General features: G+C 71.1%; 19 protein-coding genes. 11 read left to right on the top strand and 8 right to left on the bottom strand.

What is annotated here, in order from left to right; genetic code table 11:
* Window positions 1-24: 24 nt before the first annotated feature.
* On the bottom strand, window positions 25-471 hold the full coding sequence (locus EU555_RS08115) for a cupin domain-containing protein (RefSeq protein ID WP_135414165.1): 447 nt from the start codon (window positions 469-471) through the stop codon (window positions 25-27).
* Window positions 472-766: 295 nt separating this feature from the next.
* Here EU555_RS08115 and EU555_RS08120 point away from each other — a divergent pair, with 295 nt between their 5' ends.
* The 5 genes from EU555_RS08120 (at window position 767) to EU555_RS08140 (ending at window position 4802) form a co-directional block, all read left to right on the top strand.
* On the top strand, window positions 767-1177 hold the full coding sequence (locus EU555_RS08120) for a copper chaperone PCu(A)C (protein ID WP_167858489.1): 411 nt from the start codon (window positions 767-769) through the stop codon (window positions 1175-1177).
* 194 nt (window positions 1178-1371) lie between these two features.
* The gene (locus EU555_RS08125) at window positions 1372-3141 is read left to right on the top strand and encodes a PQQ-dependent dehydrogenase, methanol/ethanol family (protein ID WP_135414167.1); all 1770 of its coding nucleotides are present in this window, start codon (window positions 1372-1374) and stop codon (window positions 3139-3141) included.
* Between the two features lie 58 nt (window positions 3142-3199).
* Window positions 3200-3712, top strand: coding sequence for a c-type cytochrome (locus EU555_RS08130; RefSeq protein ID WP_135414168.1), 513 nt, complete (start codon window positions 3200-3202; stop codon window positions 3710-3712).
* Entirely contained in the window at window positions 3690-4316 is a 627-nt protein-coding gene (locus EU555_RS08135; protein ID WP_135414169.1) for a hypothetical protein, read from the top strand. Before EU555_RS08130 ends, EU555_RS08135 begins: the two co-directional genes overlap by 23 nt.
* 141 nt (window positions 4317-4457) lie before the next feature.
* The gene (locus tag EU555_RS08140; RefSeq protein ID WP_135414170.1) at window positions 4458-4802 is read left to right on the top strand and encodes a hypothetical protein; all 345 of its coding nucleotides are present in this window, start codon (window positions 4458-4460) and stop codon (window positions 4800-4802) included.
* Between the two features lie 4 nt (window positions 4803-4806).
* Here EU555_RS08140 and sfsA read toward each other — a convergent pair whose 3' ends face one another.
* Window positions 4807-5511, bottom strand: coding sequence for a DNA/RNA nuclease SfsA (gene sfsA, locus EU555_RS08145; protein ID WP_135414171.1), 705 nt, complete (start codon window positions 5509-5511; stop codon window positions 4807-4809).
* A 131-nt stretch (window positions 5512-5642) separates the two neighbouring features.
* Here sfsA and EU555_RS08150 point away from each other — a divergent pair, with 131 nt between their 5' ends.
* The 4 genes from EU555_RS08150 (at window position 5643) to EU555_RS08165 (ending at window position 8589) form a co-directional block, all read left to right on the top strand.
* Entirely contained in the window at window positions 5643-6395 is a 753-nt protein-coding gene (locus EU555_RS08150) for a competence/damage-inducible protein A (protein ID WP_135414172.1), read from the top strand.
* An 8-nt stretch (window positions 6396-6403) separates the two neighbouring features.
* Window positions 6404-6910, top strand: coding sequence for a xanthine phosphoribosyltransferase (gene gpt, locus EU555_RS08155; RefSeq protein ID WP_135414173.1), 507 nt, complete (start codon window positions 6404-6406; stop codon window positions 6908-6910).
* Window positions 6911-7086: 176 nt separating this feature from the next.
* Window positions 7087-7737: a transglutaminase-like cysteine peptidase gene (locus EU555_RS08160; protein ID WP_135414174.1), complete on the top strand. Its 651-nt coding sequence runs from the start codon at window positions 7087-7089 to the stop codon at window positions 7735-7737.
* A gap of 144 nt (window positions 7738-7881) precedes the next feature.
* Window positions 7882-8589 carry a transglutaminase-like cysteine peptidase gene (locus tag EU555_RS08165; protein ID WP_135414175.1) on the top strand — a complete coding sequence of 236 codons (708 nt, stop codon included), beginning with the start codon at window positions 7882-7884 and terminating at the stop codon, window positions 8587-8589.
* Window positions 8590-8607: 18 nt separating this feature from the next.
* Here EU555_RS08165 and EU555_RS08170 read toward each other — a convergent pair whose 3' ends face one another.
* The gene (locus tag EU555_RS08170) at window positions 8608-8937 is read right to left on the bottom strand and encodes a DUF6949 family protein (protein WP_135414176.1); all 330 of its coding nucleotides are present in this window, start codon (window positions 8935-8937) and stop codon (window positions 8608-8610) included.
* A gap of 253 nt (window positions 8938-9190) precedes the next feature.
* Between EU555_RS08170 and EU555_RS08175 the strand changes: the two genes are divergently transcribed.
* Complete coding sequence (locus EU555_RS08175; RefSeq protein ID WP_135414177.1) at window positions 9191-9898, top strand: hypothetical protein; 708 nt, start codon at window positions 9191-9193, stop codon at window positions 9896-9898.
* 25 nt (window positions 9899-9923) lie between these two features.
* Here the strand turns inward: EU555_RS08175 and EU555_RS08180 are convergent, their stop codons facing one another.
* From EU555_RS08180 to EU555_RS08195, 4 genes are all read right to left on the bottom strand, one after another.
* Window positions 9924-10121 (bottom strand): DUF3126 family protein, encoded by a 198-nt coding sequence (locus tag EU555_RS08180; protein ID WP_425375099.1) that lies wholly within the window; start codon window positions 10119-10121, stop codon window positions 9924-9926.
* A gap of 269 nt (window positions 10122-10390) precedes the next feature.
* Window positions 10391-11230 (bottom strand): serine O-acetyltransferase, encoded by an 840-nt coding sequence (cysE, locus tag EU555_RS08185; RefSeq protein ID WP_135414179.1) that lies wholly within the window; start codon window positions 11228-11230, stop codon window positions 10391-10393.
* A 158-nt stretch (window positions 11231-11388) separates the two neighbouring features.
* Window positions 11389-12120 carry a response regulator gene (locus EU555_RS08190; protein ID WP_135414307.1) on the bottom strand — a complete coding sequence of 244 codons (732 nt, stop codon included), beginning with the start codon at window positions 12118-12120 and terminating at the stop codon, window positions 11389-11391.
* Window positions 12121-12405: 285 nt separating this feature from the next.
* Window positions 12406-12672, bottom strand: coding sequence for a hypothetical protein (locus EU555_RS08195; protein ID WP_205820840.1), 267 nt, complete (start codon window positions 12670-12672; stop codon window positions 12406-12408).
* Between the two features lie 302 nt (window positions 12673-12974).
* On the opposite strand from EU555_RS08195, the gene EU555_RS08200 reads away from it, so the two are divergent.
* Window positions 12975-14720: an ATP-binding response regulator gene (locus EU555_RS08200; RefSeq protein ID WP_135414180.1), complete on the top strand. Its 1746-nt coding sequence runs from the start codon at window positions 12975-12977 to the stop codon at window positions 14718-14720.
* 353 nt (window positions 14721-15073) lie between these two features.
* Here EU555_RS08200 and EU555_RS08205 read toward each other — a convergent pair whose 3' ends face one another.
* The gene (locus tag EU555_RS08205; RefSeq protein ID WP_135414181.1) at window positions 15074-15364 is read right to left on the bottom strand and encodes a formate dehydrogenase subunit delta; all 291 of its coding nucleotides are present in this window, start codon (window positions 15362-15364) and stop codon (window positions 15074-15076) included.
* Window positions 15365-15383 lie beyond the last annotated feature (19 nt).

A 15383-nucleotide genomic window follows, 5' to 3' on the forward strand; every position in this document is an offset into this window, starting at 1 on the left:
GCATCGCGGCCGGGGCCCGGGAGGTCAAGCCGGATCGGAGGCCGCGTTGCGGGCCATGAAGCTCTCGGCCGTGCCGGTAGCCGGATCGACGAAGATCACGTCGGTCGGCGCGCGCCGGGGCGTGTCGACGGAGAGGAACACCACCGGCTCCTCAAGGAGTTGCGGCATCGCGTGGACGAGGCCGCGCTCGAAGAACAGCAGCTGGCCGGGGCCGAACTCCGCCTCGTCGGAGGGATCATCGATCCAGAATGTGCCGCGGCCGGAGAGCACGTAGAGGTACTCGTCGCAGCCCGCGTGGTAATGGGCCGGCGTCGGCCGGTAGACGCGGAAGACCCGTGCGCTCGCCGCCGGCCGGTCGGTCAGATAGGTGTCGACCAGCATCGTGGCGGCGCTCTCGGGAAGGGCGGCGGCGATCGCCCCGACGTCGAAGCGGCCCCGCGTCGGCGCCGGTTCCGGATCGGTGTCGGCCATCGGGCGCTCTCCCTTGCTGAACAGGACAACCCTCGAATCTAGCGCGACCCGGCCCGCCGCGGGAGGGGGCTGGACGCTAGATGGGAGTGCATTCGTCGCGGGCGATTTTCCGCCGCGCGTTCCTCCCGGATCTTGACGAGGCACCGGTGCGGGCTACCCTCGTGGGCAATTCGCCGCCAAAAGGCGAAGCTCTTCCGGAGGGAGGTGAATGGATGTTCGCGTCCATGTCGCGTCTTGACGCCGAGACGGCAGCGCCATGCCGTTGAAGAGGCGTCTGTTTTATTGGACGAACAGCGTGGCCGTTGCGGTGGCTCTAGGCTGCGCGCCGGCGATCGCCGGCGACATCGACGTGCTGCATGCTTCCGTGGCTGCCACGGACAGGGTCGGCGCCGACATACCCCTGCATCTGACGGTCATGAACCGCGCCGCCGAGGCCGACGCGCTGGTCCGGTTCCGCTGCCCCTTCGCGAATTTCAGCGAGCGGGTCACGGTGGACAAGGGCGGCGAGGGCCCGCCCTCGAAGCGCCCCGTCCAGACGATCGCCCTCAAGGCCTCGGGCGAGACCGCGCTGACGCCGGAGGGCATGCACGTGATGCTGCTCCAGACCCGCCAGCCGCTGGTGGCGGGCGAGCGCTTCACCTGCCAGGCGAGCTTCCGCAAGGCCGGCGCGCTCGACGTGCCGGTGGATGTCCGCGCCGGCCCCTGATCATCGTTCCGCCGGCCGGATCAGGCCGCTGACGCCGCGGTCGCCGGTCGCGGGAATGATGCAAGAGCAAGAGGTCGAGCAGAGTGGCTTTGCGCAACGTCGCTTGAACGACACTGCAATCGTCGACGCCCGGTCGCGAGGCTGCCCGCGCCGCGGCGAGCAATCCCAATGACGGCCGCCTGGAGGAGACCACCATGACGACGTCCCGCACGGCGCGGCGCATCCTCGCCGCGACCTCCCTTGCCGCCCTGACGGCCGGCGCTCTGCCCGCTTCCCCAGCGCTTGCCGCCGATGCCGGCGTCACGCAGGAACGCCTGCTGAACGCCGACAAGGAGGAGGGCAACTGGATCCATCACCACAAGAACTTCGCCGGCCACCGCTACTCGACGCTGACCCAGATCAACAAGGGCAACGTCAAGACCCTCAAGGTCGCCTGGACGATGCATCTCGGCGGCATCGAGGGCGGCGGCATCTGGAGCCACGGCGGGCTCGAGGGCACGCCGATCGTCGAGAACGGCATGATGTACGTCACCGACGGCTGGGGCTCGGTCTACAAGATCGACACCCGCGGCGGCGAGGGCAAGCTGATCTGGAAGATGGACCCCAAGACCGACCGGGAATGGGCCGGCGCGGTCGCCTGCTGCGGCGTCAACAACCGCGGCGTCGCGCTCTGGGGCGACCTCGTGGTCAGCCACACCCTCGACGGGCGCCTGATCGCCACCAACAAGGAGACCGGCCAGGTCGCCTGGCAGCGCCAGGTCGCCGATCCCGACAAGGGCGAGACGATCACCGGCGCGCCGCTCATCGTGAAGGGCATGGCGATCTCGGGCGTCGGCGGCGCGGAGTACGGCATCCGCGGCTGGATCGCCGCCACCGACCTGAAGACCGAGAAGGAGGTCTGGCGCACCCATACCATCCCGGGCAAGGGCGAGCCGGGCTACGAGACCTGGAAGGGCCCGAACAACGCCGCGGTGAGCGGCGGCGGCTCGACCTGGGTCACCGGCACCTACGACCCCGACACCGACACCATCGTGTGGGGCGTCGGCAATCCGGGCCCGGACTGGGACAACGCCTACCGCCCCGGCGACAACCTCTACACCGACTCGACGCTGGCCCTCGACGCCACGACCGGCAAGATCAAGTGGCACTTCCAGCACACGCCGAACGACCCCTACGACTATGACAGCGTGTCGGAGAACCTGCTGGTCGATGTCGGCGGTCGCAAGCTGGCGATCGAGGCCGACCGCAACGGCTTCGGCTACGCCGTCGACCGCACCACCGGCCAGTTCGTCTGGGCGACGCCGTTCGTCAAGAAGGTGACCTGGACCAAGGGCATCAACCCCGATACCGGCAAGCCGTTCGAGTACGACCCGACCAAGGACGTGCAGCGCTACATCCCGTCGGCGACGCCCTCGGCCGAGAACAAGAACGCCGATTTCTGCCCCGGCAACATGGGCGGCAAGAACTGGCCGCCGACCGCTTACAATCCGAACCTGCAATACTGGTACATCCCGGTCATCGAGAGCTGCAACCGCGTCACCCACGAGGCGATGACGACGGCGAGCCTGAAGCCGCGGGAGTTCTTCACCGGCGGCGGGCCGAGCCAGCCGTTCCGGATCACCGGCAGCGTGACGGCGATCGACGTGAAGACCGGCAAGGTCGCCGGCAAGCACGAGACCCAGTTCCCGCTGCTCGGCGGCATGCTGGCGACGCCGGACCTCGTCTTCACCGGCGAGCCCTCCGGCGGCGTGATGGCGCTCGACGCCAAGAGCCTCGACAAGCTGTGGGAGTTCCGCACCGGCGGCGGCGTCAACGCCCCGCCGATGACCTTCACGGTCGACGGCAAGCAGTACCTGGCGATCCTGGTCGGCCTCGGCGGCGCCTGGGACAAGTGGTTCATCGACTCGACCCCGGAGCTGAAGAACATCCAGACCGGCTCGATGCTCTACGTCTTCGCGCTCTGAGCTGATGTCGTCAGGGCGGGGCGCCGACGGTGCCCCGCCGCCCAAGAGGTTCATGCGGATGCGGAAACTGTTGCTGCCGGCGCTGCTCGCCGGCCTCCTCGCCTCCCCGGCCTGGGCGCAGGGCGCCCGGACCGGGGGCGGCGAGGGCGATCTCGCGGTGTTCAAGAAGGCCTGCTCGGGCTGCCACAAGTGGCACGGCGGCGGCGGCGGGGGTTACGGGGGCGAGGCCCTGTCCCTGCGCAAGACCCAGCTCGACAAGGAGCAGGTCGCCGAGGTGGTGCGCTGCGGCCGGCCCGGCACCGGCATGCCCTACCACCTGCGCGGCGCCTACGACACGGTGAAGTGCTACGATTCTCTCAAGGCCGATATGGGGTCGAGCATGCCGCCGGAGACGGCGGTGTTCCTGCGCCCGCCGGAGATCGACGCGGTGGCCACTTACGTCGTCACCCAGCTCAAGGGCAAGGGCGAGCCGACGCTCGAGGAATGCACGACGTTCTTCGGCGCGACCTCCCGGGCCTGCGACATCTACCGCAAGAAGGAGGGCTCCGATGCCCCGACGGCTTCGCATTGAGCGGACGGCGCTGCTCGCGCTCCTCTGCACCGGACCGGCCCTGGCGGCCGGGCCCGACCTGCCCGACCTGCGCGACCTCAGGGTCGGCATGCCGGTCTCGGAGATCTCGCCCACCGGCTACGGCGACCTCGCCTGCCGGGAGGGCCCGGCCCGGACGCTGTCGGGCTGGGGCGACTGGCGCGCCTGCCCGGCGGACGCGAAGGGCCAGCGCGCCATCGGCTTCGCCTACGCCGACGGCACGACCCGCAACGGCACCCGGGTCGCCGGCCACCCGGCGCGCCTGACGCTGCTCGTCGGCGACGATGCCCGGATCGGCGGGCTGGTGATCGAGACCGACGACGCGGTGCCGCTCTACCTGCGCAAGAAGGGCCATCTCCTGGGCTTGCAGGCCCGCGGCCACTGGGGCGAGGACGGCTGGACCTGCGCCGAGCGGAAGCCCACCGGCGACGAGACGCCGCTGGGCGAGACATTCGTCAAGGAGGAATGCCGCAAGGCCTTGGGGAATCGCAGCGTGACGGTGAACCGCGACCTCTACGGCCACCAGGGTGCGGATCCGCGGGCCTTCGTCAGCCGGACCCGGATCGTGGTGGCGGCGACGAAGTAGGGGATCTCGCGGCGGAGCATCCGCCGCCACCCTGTCAGTTCCACAACACCGGCTTCAGCTGCAGTTCAACGCCGACGCGCGAGGTTGGCGACATGCCGGCGGTCACCACCGCCCCGCGTCGCCAATCAAGAGTTGTCCGCCATGACCGCGCGTTCCTCGCGCTCTCTCCTCCTCGGCGCCCTCGCGCTCCTCGCCCTCGCAGGGCCGGTCGCTGCCGCCGACCTCGACGAGCCGCCGCCCCGGTTCGAGGGACGGGGCGACTGGCGCCCGGCACCCCCTCCCCCGCCCCGCTACGTTGAGGCGCCCGAGACCTGCCGGGTCTTCGTCAAGCGCCGCATCGATCCCGACGACGACGAGGTGGTGCGCCGGGTCCGGGTCTGCGACGAGGCTCCCGGATACCGGGACGGCTATCGCGATGGTCCCCGCTGGGGCTGGGCCCGGCGCCACCGCCACTGGGACGACGAGCCGGGGCCCGGCCGCTGGTAGGAGTTCAGACGATCGGGATCTCCGTCCCGATCGTCACCGCGGTGGCGTCGATCCGGCACGTGAAGGCGTGCGCCGCCACGCCCGCCGCCCGGGCCCGGCCGAAGGCCGCGGCGAAGCCCGGATCGAGGTCGCCCGCGACCGCGAAGCGCTCGGCCCGCATCTGCACCACCCAGATCACCATCGCGCGCCCGCCGAGGCGGACCACCTCGGCGAGCTCGTCCATGTGGCGGGCGCTGCGGGCGGCGACGCAGTCCGGGAACTCGGCGAGGCCGGCCTGCCGCATCAGGTGGCAGTTCTTCACCTCGACATGGATCGGGCCGGCCGCGTCGCCGGCCAGGAAATCGACGCGGCTCGCACGGCCGTATGCGACTTCCGCCCGCCAGGACGTTGCGCCCATGAGCGGCGGCAGGCGCCCCTCGCGAAACGCCTCGGCCACCAGCGCGTTCGGCCGGGCGGTGTTGATGCCGACCCATTGCGGCCCGCCGGGCAGGTCCGCCTCGACCAGCTCCCACGACCAGGCGAGCTTGCGGGCCGGGTTGGTCGAGGCCGAGAGCAGCACCGGCCGGCCTGCCTCGACGAGCCCCAGCATCGCGCCCGGATTGGCGCAATGGGCGGTGACGAGGGAGCCGTCGGGCAGCGCCACGTCGGCGAGGAAGCGCTTGTAGCGGCGCACCAGCCGCCCCTCGGTCAGCGGGCCGGGGAAGCGCATCGGGGAAAGGCGATGTCGGTGGGCATTCCCGGCGCTTACCCCGGAGGGGGCCGGAGTGTCACGCTTGAGCGGCCGGCAGCGCCGCGATAAGGCGATTCCCAACCCTGCCAGCGCCGCCACGAGGACGCCCGATGCCTGACGCCAGCCCCGCCCCGGTCACGGCCGCCATCCTGGTCATCGGCGACGAGATCCTGTCCGGGCGCACCAAGGACAAGAACATCGGCTACATCGCCGAGTACCTCACCAATTCGGGCATCGACCTGCGCGAGGTGCGGGTGGTGCCGGACGTGGCCGAGGAGATCGTCGGGGCGGTCAATGCGCTTCGCGCGCGCTACACCTACCTGTTCACCACCGGCGGCATCGGGCCGACGCACGACGACATCACGGCCGATTGCGTGGCGCAGGCGGTCGGGGTCGGGATCGACGTCGATCCGCGGGCGAAGGCGATGCTGCTCGAGCGGATCAAGCCGGAGGACCTCAACGAGGCCCGCCTGCGCATGGCGCGCATCCCGTTCGGGGCCGAGCTGATCGAGAACCCGATCTCGAAGGCGCCGGGCTTCATGATCGAGAACGTGATCGTGATGGCGGGCGTGCCCTCGATCATGCAGGCGATGCTGGATTCGGTCGCTCCGCGGCTGAAGACCGGCGCCCGGGTGATCGCCGAGACGATCGAGGCCGGCAACCTGCCGGAGGGCGGCTACGCCGAAGGGCTCGCGGCCATCGCCAAGGCGCATCCGGGCGTCTCGATCGGCTCCTACCCGTCGATGACCCCGGCGGGCTTCCGCAACCAGATCGTGGTGCGCGGGCGCGAGCCGGAGGCGCTGGCGGCGGCCCGCAGCGCGATCGAGGCGCTCGTGGCGCGCCTCCAGGCCGAGCGGAACTGAGGACGATCATGGCTGCCCCGAGCGACAAGGCTTTCCCCGTTTCCTGGGACCAGTTCCACCGCGACGCCCGGGCGCTGGCCTGGCGGCTCGCCGGCGCAGGTCCCTTCGAGGCCATCGTGTGCATCACCCGCGGCGGGCTGGTGCCGGCCGCGATCGTGGCGCGCGAGCTCGGCATCCGCCTCGTCGAGACCGTCTGCGTGGCGAGCTATCACGACTACCAGGAGCAGGGCGCCCTCACGGTGCTCAAGGACGTCGCCCCGAGCATCCGGGCGATCGGCGACGGTCGCGGCCGCGGCGTGCTGGTCCTCGACGACCTCACCGATACCGGCAAGACCGCCCAGGTGGTGCGCGCGATGCTGCCGGAGGCCCACTTCGCCACGGTCTACGCCAAGCCGGCTGGCCGGCCGCTGATCGACACCTTCGTCACGGAGGTGAGCCAGGACACCTGGATCTATTTCCCGTGGGACATGGGCCTGTCCTACCAGGCGCCGATCCAGCCCGGAACGTCCGGTTAAGGTCACCCGCCCCCTAACGCCAGCTGCGGCTTTTGTCGGAACAGTTGAGCGTGGTCTTGGGCCTGTTCTCGGGCCCCGACACCGGGCGGGCCGATCGATAAAATTGCGCGGATCCATTTCAGCGCGGCCGAGCGGTTCGGCGGCCATTCTCCTTCGTAACGAAGGGGATGGCACCGATGACCACGGGTTTCGGACGAGCGGTGAAGCGGGTTCTGGTCGGCGCGGCGATGGTCTCGGCGGCGTTTCTGACGGCCCAGGGCGGTGGCGCGGCGGCCCAGACGCTGGCGGCCCTGCCGATGCCGAGCAGCGGCGCCCAGGAGCTGGGCCAGGCCCGCCCGATCGTCGGCTGGGTCGAGTTCTGCGCCCGCTACGCCCAGGAATGCGCGGTCGACGTGTCCGAGCCGGCGCAGATCTCCCTGACGCCCCGGCTCTGGCAGACGATCACGACCGTCAACCGTCAGGTCAACACCTCCCTGCGGGCCGTGACCGACCAGGAGCACTGGGGCGTGCCGGACCGCTGGGACCTCGCCGAGGACGGATCGGGCGATTGCGAGGACTTCCAGCTCCTCAAGCGCAAGCTCCTGGCCGAGGCCGGCCTGCCGCGCCGCGCCATGCGGATGACCGTGGTGATCGACGAGAAGGGCGAGGGCCACGCCGTCCTGATGATCCGCACCGACCGCGGCGATCTGGTCCTCGACAACAAGACCAGCGCCGTGCTGCCCTGGCACCGCACCGGCTACACCTTCATCAAGCGCGAATCGCAGGAGGCGGCGGCCTGGGTGTCCCTCGGCGGCGCCACCGCCCCGACCGTGACGGCCAACCGGTGAGCCGGCGAATCAGCTAAGAAATCTGCGTATCGAATTGGAACCAAAGTGCGGCAGGGGCGTTTACCAGGGTTTAAATTTTTCGGTTGAGCACCGTCCGTCCCCGTGGCAGCTTGGATGCAAGAACCAAGCTAGGTCGATGGGGCAATGCGGGCAGTGATGGACGGCCTCGGCCGGGCGAGCCATGTCGATGCGCGGCATGTCGATCGCCAGAGCCTCCTGATGCGCGGCGCCCGGGCGGCGCAGCTGGGACTTCTCGGGACGCTGCTGCTGATCGGCGGCGCCACCACGCAGGGACAGACGCAGACCCTCGCGTCCCTGCCCGACGCCAGCGTGGCGATCGAGCGCGGCGGCGCGGCGCGGCCCGTCAGCGCCTGGACCGATTTCTGCAACCGCTACCCCGCGGAATGCGCCGTCGACACGCGCGAACCGACGGTGCTGGCGATGACGCCGGCCCTGTGGCGGACGCTCACGGCGGTGAACCGGCGCGTCAACAGCCGCATCCGGCCGATGATCGACCAGGACCATTGGGGCGTGGTCGACCGCTGGGACTTCCCGGACGACGGCATGGGCGATTGCGAGGATTACCAGCTCCTCAAGCGCCGGATGCTGGTGGAGCGCGGCCTCGCCCGCCGGGCCCTGCGCATGACCGTGGTGATCGACGAGATCGGCGAGGGCCACGCGGTGCTGATGGTCCGCACCGACCGGGGCGACTACATCCTCGACAACAAGACCAACACCATCCTGCCCTGGCAGCGCACGGGCTATACCTACGTGAAGCGCGAGGGCCAGGACGGCCTCGCCTGGGTGTCGCTCAACGGCATCGCCTCGCCGATCACCACGGCGAATCGCTGAGGGCGCGAGGGCGCCCCCTCAGACGCCCGAGACCAGGTGCGCGAGATCGAGCACCACGCGCCCCGAGACCAGGCTCCAGCCGCAGGCCAGCATCGTCGCCAGCATCACGAACGGGATCGGCCGGCCCTCGAGCCGACGGCCGCGCACGGTGTTGCGCAGGATGATGAAGGGCGCCCCGAAGGCGAGGAGCGGCAGGGACGCGATCGCCACGAGGCCGCCGCTCTGGAGCAGGCGGAAGCTCGCCCGCCGCGCCGTCGCCCACTCGAAGGCGCTGGCCAGGAGGCCCGCGAAGGCGAGGCCGAGCACCAGGGTCTGGAGGTTCTCGAGGGCGGAGGGCGACAGGTTCATGGGAGGTTAAGCTCCTGCGGGCACGTTCGTCCCACCCTGCGCCAGGGGCGATTTCCGGTTATGGTTAATCTTTCGTTATCCACAGGTCTCTGACGCCGGTCCCGTTGCGGGAATCCCCTCGGCATGGGGCGTCGGCGCCACAATAATCCCGGTCGCGCACCCGCTCCGGTAAGGGGCCGTTAACGGTCGCAGCCGAACGTTCGCGGGACATGCCCTTGTCGGGCATCGAGCGAACGAATCGGAGGCGGGCGCCATGGGGCCTGCACTGAGCGCCGCAGCGGCGCGGATGGAACGGGACGCGGTGCGGTCGATGCGCGCCGGCCGGCCGGCCCCGCCCGTCGTGACGGGCCGCCCGATCGACCGGCGCCTGATGCTGGCGGCGGCCCTCGGGCTCGCCGGTGCGCTCGGCCTCACCGGGATCGTCGCCGCCTGGCTCGCCCGTCCGCCAGCGCCGGCCGGGCCGGTGGTGGTGAGCGCGCTCACCGCCCGCCCCCTGGTGCTGCCGGCGGCCTGGCTCGTGCGGCCCGGTGCCGCCGCCGAGGCGGTGCCCGACCGGATCGACCTGGCGATTCCCTGGAGCGATCTGACCGACAGCCGCCTTCCCGGCCTGATGCGGGTGACGGCCACCCGGGCGCCCGAGACCGAGGCCCCCTTGAGCCCGGCCCGGCGCTACGCCCGCTTCCTCACCGCGGAGGCGCAGCCGTTGCCCGAGGGCCTGATGCGCCGGCGCTTCCGCGCCGGGACGCCGTTCGAGGGTGAGGATCTCTACCTCGCGCAGGGCGAGGGCAGCCGGTTCGCCGCGCGCTGCGCCACCGGCCCGAGTCCTGAGCCGGATGCAGCCTGCCTCTCCGAGATCCGGATCGGCAACCTCGCCCTGCGGCTGCGCTTCTCGGCCGAGCGGCTGCCGTCCTGGAGCACCGGTCTCGCCGGGCTGGAGCGGCTGTTCGGCTCCAGCCCGTGACGGTCCCGGGACGACCCGTCCCGAACTACTCGTCCAGGTCGGTGTCGAGGATCGCCATCGAGAAGTTGAACGAGCGGTCGCCGTCCTCGTCGTCGACAGACAACACGCCGATGAACTCCTCACCGATATAGACCTCGGCCGAGTCCGTCTTCTTGGGACGGGCGACGAGCCGGATGTTGTGGTTCGCGAACGTGCGGCGAAGATAGCCTTCCACCTTCGTCATCTCGGTCTTGTTCACGCTGGCCTCTTCACGCGCTTGGCGGGGCAGCGACCGCGCCCGGAGCGGGACGCGGCGCGTGCCGCCTTCAACGAGGACCCCGAGGCCGCAGGCGGGCTCCGGGATGCGACGACGCCCCCTCCCCGCCGGGCGTGCCGCGGCGGTCCCGGGGACGGGACGCCCCGCCTTGCCACGGCGGGGACGAGCGGGCAAGGCGGCGGCTTGGCGTCGACGGCTGCACCATGACGCCTTTGACGTGACGCCTTGGCCGTGCGTCAGATCCCGTCCATCAGGTGGATGAATTGATCCATGGCGCGGGCCGGGTCGGAGCAGCCGGCCGAGCCGACCACGCGGGCGGGCACGCCCACCACCGTGGTGCAGGGCGGCACCGCCTGCAGCACCACCGAGCCGGCGGCGACGCGGGCCCGGGCGCCGACCTCGATGTTGCCGAGGATCTTGGCGCCGGCGCCGATCATCACGCCCTGGCGGATCTTCGGGTGGCGGTCGCCGCCATGCTTGCCGGTGCCGCCGAGGGTGACGTCGTGCAGCATCGAGACCTCGTCCTCGATCACCGCCGTCGAGCCGACCACGAGGCCGGTGGCGTGGTCGAGGAAGATGCCGCGGCCGATCCGGGCCGCCGGGTGGATGTCGGTCTGGAAGACCTCGGAGGAGCGGCTCTGCAGGTAGAGCGCGAGGTCGCGCCGGCCGCGGGTCCACAGCCAATGGCTCAGGCGGTGGGCCTGGATGGCGTGGAAGCCCTTGAAGTACAGGACCGGCTCGATCGCCCGCCCGGCGGCCGGGTCGCGGTCGATGACCGCGCCGATATCGGCCCGGAACGCCTGGCCGATGCCGGGATCGTCCGCCACCGCCTCGCCGAAGCTCTGGGCGATCAGGTCGGCGGTGAGCGCCGGGTGGCCGAGCCGCGAGGCGACCCGGTGTGCCACCGCCGATTCGAGGGTGGCGTGGTTGAGCACGCTGGCGAACAGGAACGAGGCGAGGCGCGGCTCGTCGCGCATCACGGTCTCGGCCTCCTGGCGCAGCCGCCGCCAGACCGGATCGACGATGCCGGCGACCGGATCGGCGCCGGAGAGGGTGGGAGCGGGGCTGGACGACAACGGCCTTCTCCTCGGCAGGGCTGGCGGGCGCACGACGCTCCGCCCGCCGCTCATACGCGCGACGGCATTCTCCCGGAATAGCGTGGAGAGACATCCCCCATTCATCAAGCCCCCCGGCCGCGGGGCTGTCCCTCAATCCTTGCCCTCGATCCTCGCCCTCAATCCCCGTCGGGCCGAAACACGTAGCCCATCCCGCGGACGGTCTTGATGAAGCGCGGGTTGGCCGGATCGGGCTCGACCTTCTTGCGGATGCGGTTGATCCGCACGTCGATCGCCCGGTCGAAGGCCTCGGGGTCGCGGGCATCCGCGAGGTCGAGCAGGCGTTCCCGGGTCAGCACGCGCTTCGGGTTGTCGAGAAAGGCCTTGAGCAGGGCGTATTCGGAGCGGGTCAGGATCTGCTCGGTGCCGGCCTCGTCGCGCAGGCGAAGGGTCTCGGTGTCGACGATCATCCGGCCGAAGCGGACGCCGCCCTCGGGGCGCGGCGGGGCCGCCGGCTCGGCCGGGGCCGCCCTGGCCTGCGCCGCCCGGCGCAGCACCGAGCGGATGCGGGCCACGAGCTCGCGCAATTCGCAGGGCTTCGGCAGGTAGTCGTCGGCCCCGAGTTCGAGGCCGACCACGCGGTCGATCGGGCTTGCCGTGGCGGTGAGCATGATGATCGGCACGCTCGAGCGCCCCTTGAGGTCGCGCACGATCGAGAGCCCGTCCTCCTCCGGCATGTTGAGGTCGAGGACGATCAGGTCCGGCACGACCTCGGCCAGGCGCCGCCGCAGGGCGGAGCCGCCGTCGCACAGGCTGACCTCGAAGCCGTGCATGCGCAGGTAGTCGCCCACCATGGCGCGGGCATCGGCCTCGTCGTCCACCACGACGACGTGCGGAGCGGCGCCCGTCATCGCATCGCCCATGCGTGGGGAGCTTCGGGCGCGGTCGGTCCGGTCGTGCCGCCCCGCGCGGCGCCCCACGCCGCGCGGGCACGCGGCGCGAGGTCCTGACAGAGCCGCCCAGCCAGCCCTTCACCCCCGCGTCGCAGCCTCGCCATCATCCCGCGATCCCGTGCCGGAACGGCCCCGCGGCCCGGGGCGCTGGCGACGACAATGACGCGCCGGACGCGTCCCGTCCACGTGTCGCACCTAACCGTGAGGGTGCGGCGCTTGACTTGTCCTCACCTCATCGTGGCGTCAGGCCCGGCCGCCTTCCGACCGGGCGAGGATGCCCGCGAGCCGCTCGGCGATCCGGGCACGGGAGGCGGCCGAGAGGGCGCCGGGCGCCTCGGCCTCGATCAGGGCGGCGATCTGGGCCCGGCTCGGGCCGCGCGGGCGAGAATCCTGCAGCAGCGTGTTCAGGGCGTCGAGATCCTGCCGCCAGGGCGGGTCCTGTCGCCAGGGCGCATCCTCCGGCAGGGGAGCGGCGGTCGCGCCGGCATGTCCCGGGACCACGTGAAGCATGGCCTGTCTCCCTCGTCAGCAAGCGTGGCGCTTGTAGGGGCGATCTGTTGCTCGAACATTGCGTCCTGATCGGCGCCGTCCGGGATGTGCTCTCGCGCACAAGACGTGACCTCCGGCTGTTCGCGCCTGCTCCCATCGTCCGGCTGTCGCGGCAAGATGCCGCCGGCGCCGTGGCGGACGGCGCCGGGCGGCGCGGAGCACCTCATCTGCCGCGATCTTGTCCTCGCGCCCCTTCGCCGCCACGTTGCGGGGCATCAGCCTTGCCGGCCGGCCCCGGGCCGGGCCCTTCTCGCGGACGGTCGATGAGCGACGACGACATCCTCTTCCTGATGCCGGACGACGAACCCGGCGAGGGCGCCGCGGCGGCCACCTGGCCCGTCCTCGTGGTGGACGACGACCCCGCCGTGCACGAGGGCACCCGCTTCGCGCTGTCGGGCTACCGCCTCGACGGGGCGCGGCTGGAGCTCGTCTCCGCCTATTCGGCGGCCGAGGCCAGGACCCTGCTGGCGCGCCGGGGCGGCGTCGCGGTGATCCTGCTCGACGTGGTCATGGAGACCGACGACGCCGGCTTGCGGCTGGTCGATTTCGTGCGGCGCGAGCTGAAGGACGACACCGTGCGCATCATCCTGCGCACCGGCCAGCCCGGTCAGGCGCCGGAGCGGCGGGTCATCGTCGACTACGACATCAACGACTACAAGGCGAAGACCGAGCTCACCGCCGACAAGCTGTTCACCAGCCTCACCGCGGCCCTGCGCGCCTACCAGCAGCTCAAGCGCTTGGAGGAGACGCGGCGCGGGCTCGAGATCATCATCGACGCCGCCCCGATGCTGCTCGACTACAAGTCGATGCAGCGCCTGGCCGAGGGCGTGCTGACGCAGGTCGCGTCGCTGCTCAACGTCGCCTGCGAGGGCATCCTGGTGCTGCGCGACCATACCGGTCCCCAGGACGCGGTCAGCGTGCTGGCGGGCTCGGGCTGCTACCAGCACCTCGTCGGCGAGGACGGGCGGCCCCTCGACGCCGACGTGCGGGCGATCGTCACCCGGGCCTTTGCGGAGCGGCGCCACACCTTCGGCGACCAGTGGTCGACCCTCTACGTCCATACCGCGAGCGGCAGCGAGATCGTCGCCCTGCTCAAGGCCGACCGCTCGCTCGCCGAGACCGACCGGGCCCTGATCGCGCTGTTCACCTCGCGCCTGTCGGTCGCCTTCGACAACGTGATCCTCTACGAGCAATTGCAGCGGGCCAATATCGGCCTGGAGCAGCGGGTGGTGGAGCGCACCGCCGAGCTGATGCGGGCCAACCGCCGGCTCGCGATGCAGCGCTCCGACCTGCGCCGCGCCAACCAGCTCAAGACCGAGATCCTGGGAACGGTCGCCCACGACCTGAAGAACCCGCTCGCCGTCATCCTCGGCCGGGCCGAGATGCTGGGCGACATGATCGACGCCCGGCCCCAGCCGGCGGAGGCGATGCATGCCCAGATCGGGCACATCCGCGACACCGCCCGGCGCCTCACCGGCATGATCGAGACGCTGATCGCCGACGCGATGAACGACGCCCTCGACATCACGCTGCGGCGCGAGCCGGTCGATTTCGCCGGCCTCGCCCGGGAGGTGTCGCAGGCCAATGTCCCGCTCGCCGAGACCAAGCGGCAGACCCTGCGCTCGGAGATCCCCGACAGCCTCTATCTCTGCGGCGACGCCGAGCGCCTGCGCGAGGCGATGGACAACCTGATCTCGAACGCCATCAAGTACTCGCCGGTCGGGGCCGAGATCGTCGTCACGGTGGCCCGCGACGACGTGGACACGATCTACGCCGTGCGCGACCACGGGCCGGGCCTGTCGCCCGAGGACACCGCGCGCCTGTTCGGCCGCTTCCAGCGCCTCTCCGCCAAGCCCACCGCCGGCGAGGGCTCGACGGGCCTCGGCCTCTCGATCGTCAAGCGCATCGCCGAATTGCATGGCGGCCGCGCCACCGCCGAGACGCACGCGGACGCGCCGGGCTCGACCTTCGCGATCCGGCTGCCGAACATCGCCGTGGAGGTGATGTGACGCGCGCTCGACCGTGTTGACTGCCGGTCAGTGGGCCATACAATTCGACCCTGGAGTGGAGCGAGGAGCTCCCGCTCCTCGCTCCTTTCGGGGCTACTCTAGCCGAGTTGGACGCGGAGGATCAGAGTCACGCTGGTCCTCCGCACTCGTTTGTAGACCACCGAAACGCGAAAGCGTGGCAGAAACCACACCATCGACGCCTCCAAGGTTCGTGATCGGCGAGGCTCTCGCCCGAGACGCCCGGCCGCTCGCCGGACGTGGGGCCGTGACGCCCTGGCGCTTTCCGCTCGATCACCCTTTCAGCTGACCATAGGTCAATTCCGCCGGCAAGCATGTGCCGGTGGCGAGCCGCCTCATCCCGCGTCGCTCGCCCCCAGCCCCTGCTCCTGCGGATCCGCGACTGCGTCCGGGATCGGGCTGCGCGCCCGCGGCACGATCTTCAGGGCGGTCAGCGCCAGGGGGTCGAGGCCGTGGTCGCCGTCCTCGCAATACGTGACGAGCTGGTCGCGCATGCGCGGGGTCCAGAACGCCGTGACGTGCTTGTGGATGCCCGCCACCGCCTCGTCCTGCGGGTAGGCGCGGAAGAAGGCGGCGATCTGGTTCGCCATGCGGACGAGCTTCTCGTTGGGATCGACGGCGCTCATTGCGACACACTCACGGCGG

The organism is Methylobacterium nonmethylotrophicum (genome assembly GCF_004745635.1).
GTDB lineage: Bacteria > Pseudomonadota > Alphaproteobacteria > Rhizobiales > Beijerinckiaceae > Methylobacterium > Methylobacterium nonmethylotrophicum.

Bases quoted from the DNA above. Each gene is read 5' to 3' on its own strand.
- EU555_RS08175 (WP_135414177.1), top strand. From the start codon at position 9,191: ATGGGGCCTGCACTGAGCGCCGCAGCGGCGCGGATGGAACGGGACGCG.
- EU555_RS08170 (WP_135414176.1), bottom strand. From the start codon at position 8,937: ATGAACCTGTCGCCCTCCGCCCTCGAGAACCTCCAGACCCTGGTGCTC.
- EU555_RS08195 (WP_205820840.1), bottom strand. From the start codon at position 12,672: ATGCTTCACGTGGTCCCGGGACATGCCGGCGCGACCGCCGCTCCCCTG.
- EU555_RS08150 (WP_135414172.1), top strand. From the start codon at position 5,643: ATGCCTGACGCCAGCCCCGCCCCGGTCACGGCCGCCATCCTGGTCATC.
- gpt (WP_135414173.1), top strand. From the start codon at position 6,404: ATGGCTGCCCCGAGCGACAAGGCTTTCCCCGTTTCCTGGGACCAGTTC.
- EU555_RS08115 (WP_135414165.1), bottom strand. From the start codon at position 471: ATGGCCGACACCGATCCGGAACCGGCGCCGACGCGGGGCCGCTTCGAC.
- EU555_RS08205 (WP_135414181.1), bottom strand. From the start codon at position 15,364: ATGAGCGCCGTCGATCCCAACGAGAAGCTCGTCCGCATGGCGAACCAG.
- EU555_RS08165 (WP_135414175.1), top strand. From the start codon at position 7,882: ATGCGGGCAGTGATGGACGGCCTCGGCCGGGCGAGCCATGTCGATGCG.
- EU555_RS08180 (WP_425375099.1), bottom strand. From the start codon at position 10,121: ATGACGAAGGTGGAAGGCTATCTTCGCCGCACGTTCGCGAACCACAAC.
- EU555_RS08125 (WP_135414167.1), top strand. From the start codon at position 1,372: ATGACGACGTCCCGCACGGCGCGGCGCATCCTCGCCGCGACCTCCCTT.
- EU555_RS08130 (WP_135414168.1), top strand. From the start codon at position 3,200: ATGCGGAAACTGTTGCTGCCGGCGCTGCTCGCCGGCCTCCTCGCCTCC.
- EU555_RS08160 (WP_135414174.1), top strand. From the start codon at position 7,087: ATGACCACGGGTTTCGGACGAGCGGTGAAGCGGGTTCTGGTCGGCGCG.
- EU555_RS08135 (WP_135414169.1), top strand. From the start codon at position 3,690: ATGCCCCGACGGCTTCGCATTGAGCGGACGGCGCTGCTCGCGCTCCTC.
- EU555_RS08200 (WP_135414180.1), top strand. From the start codon at position 12,975: ATGAGCGACGACGACATCCTCTTCCTGATGCCGGACGACGAACCCGGC.
- sfsA (WP_135414171.1), bottom strand. From the start codon at position 5,511: ATGCGCTTCCCCGGCCCGCTGACCGAGGGGCGGCTGGTGCGCCGCTAC.
- EU555_RS08190 (WP_135414307.1), bottom strand. From the start codon at position 12,120: ATGACGGGCGCCGCTCCGCACGTCGTCGTGGTGGACGACGAGGCCGAT.
- EU555_RS08140 (WP_135414170.1), top strand. From the start codon at position 4,458: ATGACCGCGCGTTCCTCGCGCTCTCTCCTCCTCGGCGCCCTCGCGCTC.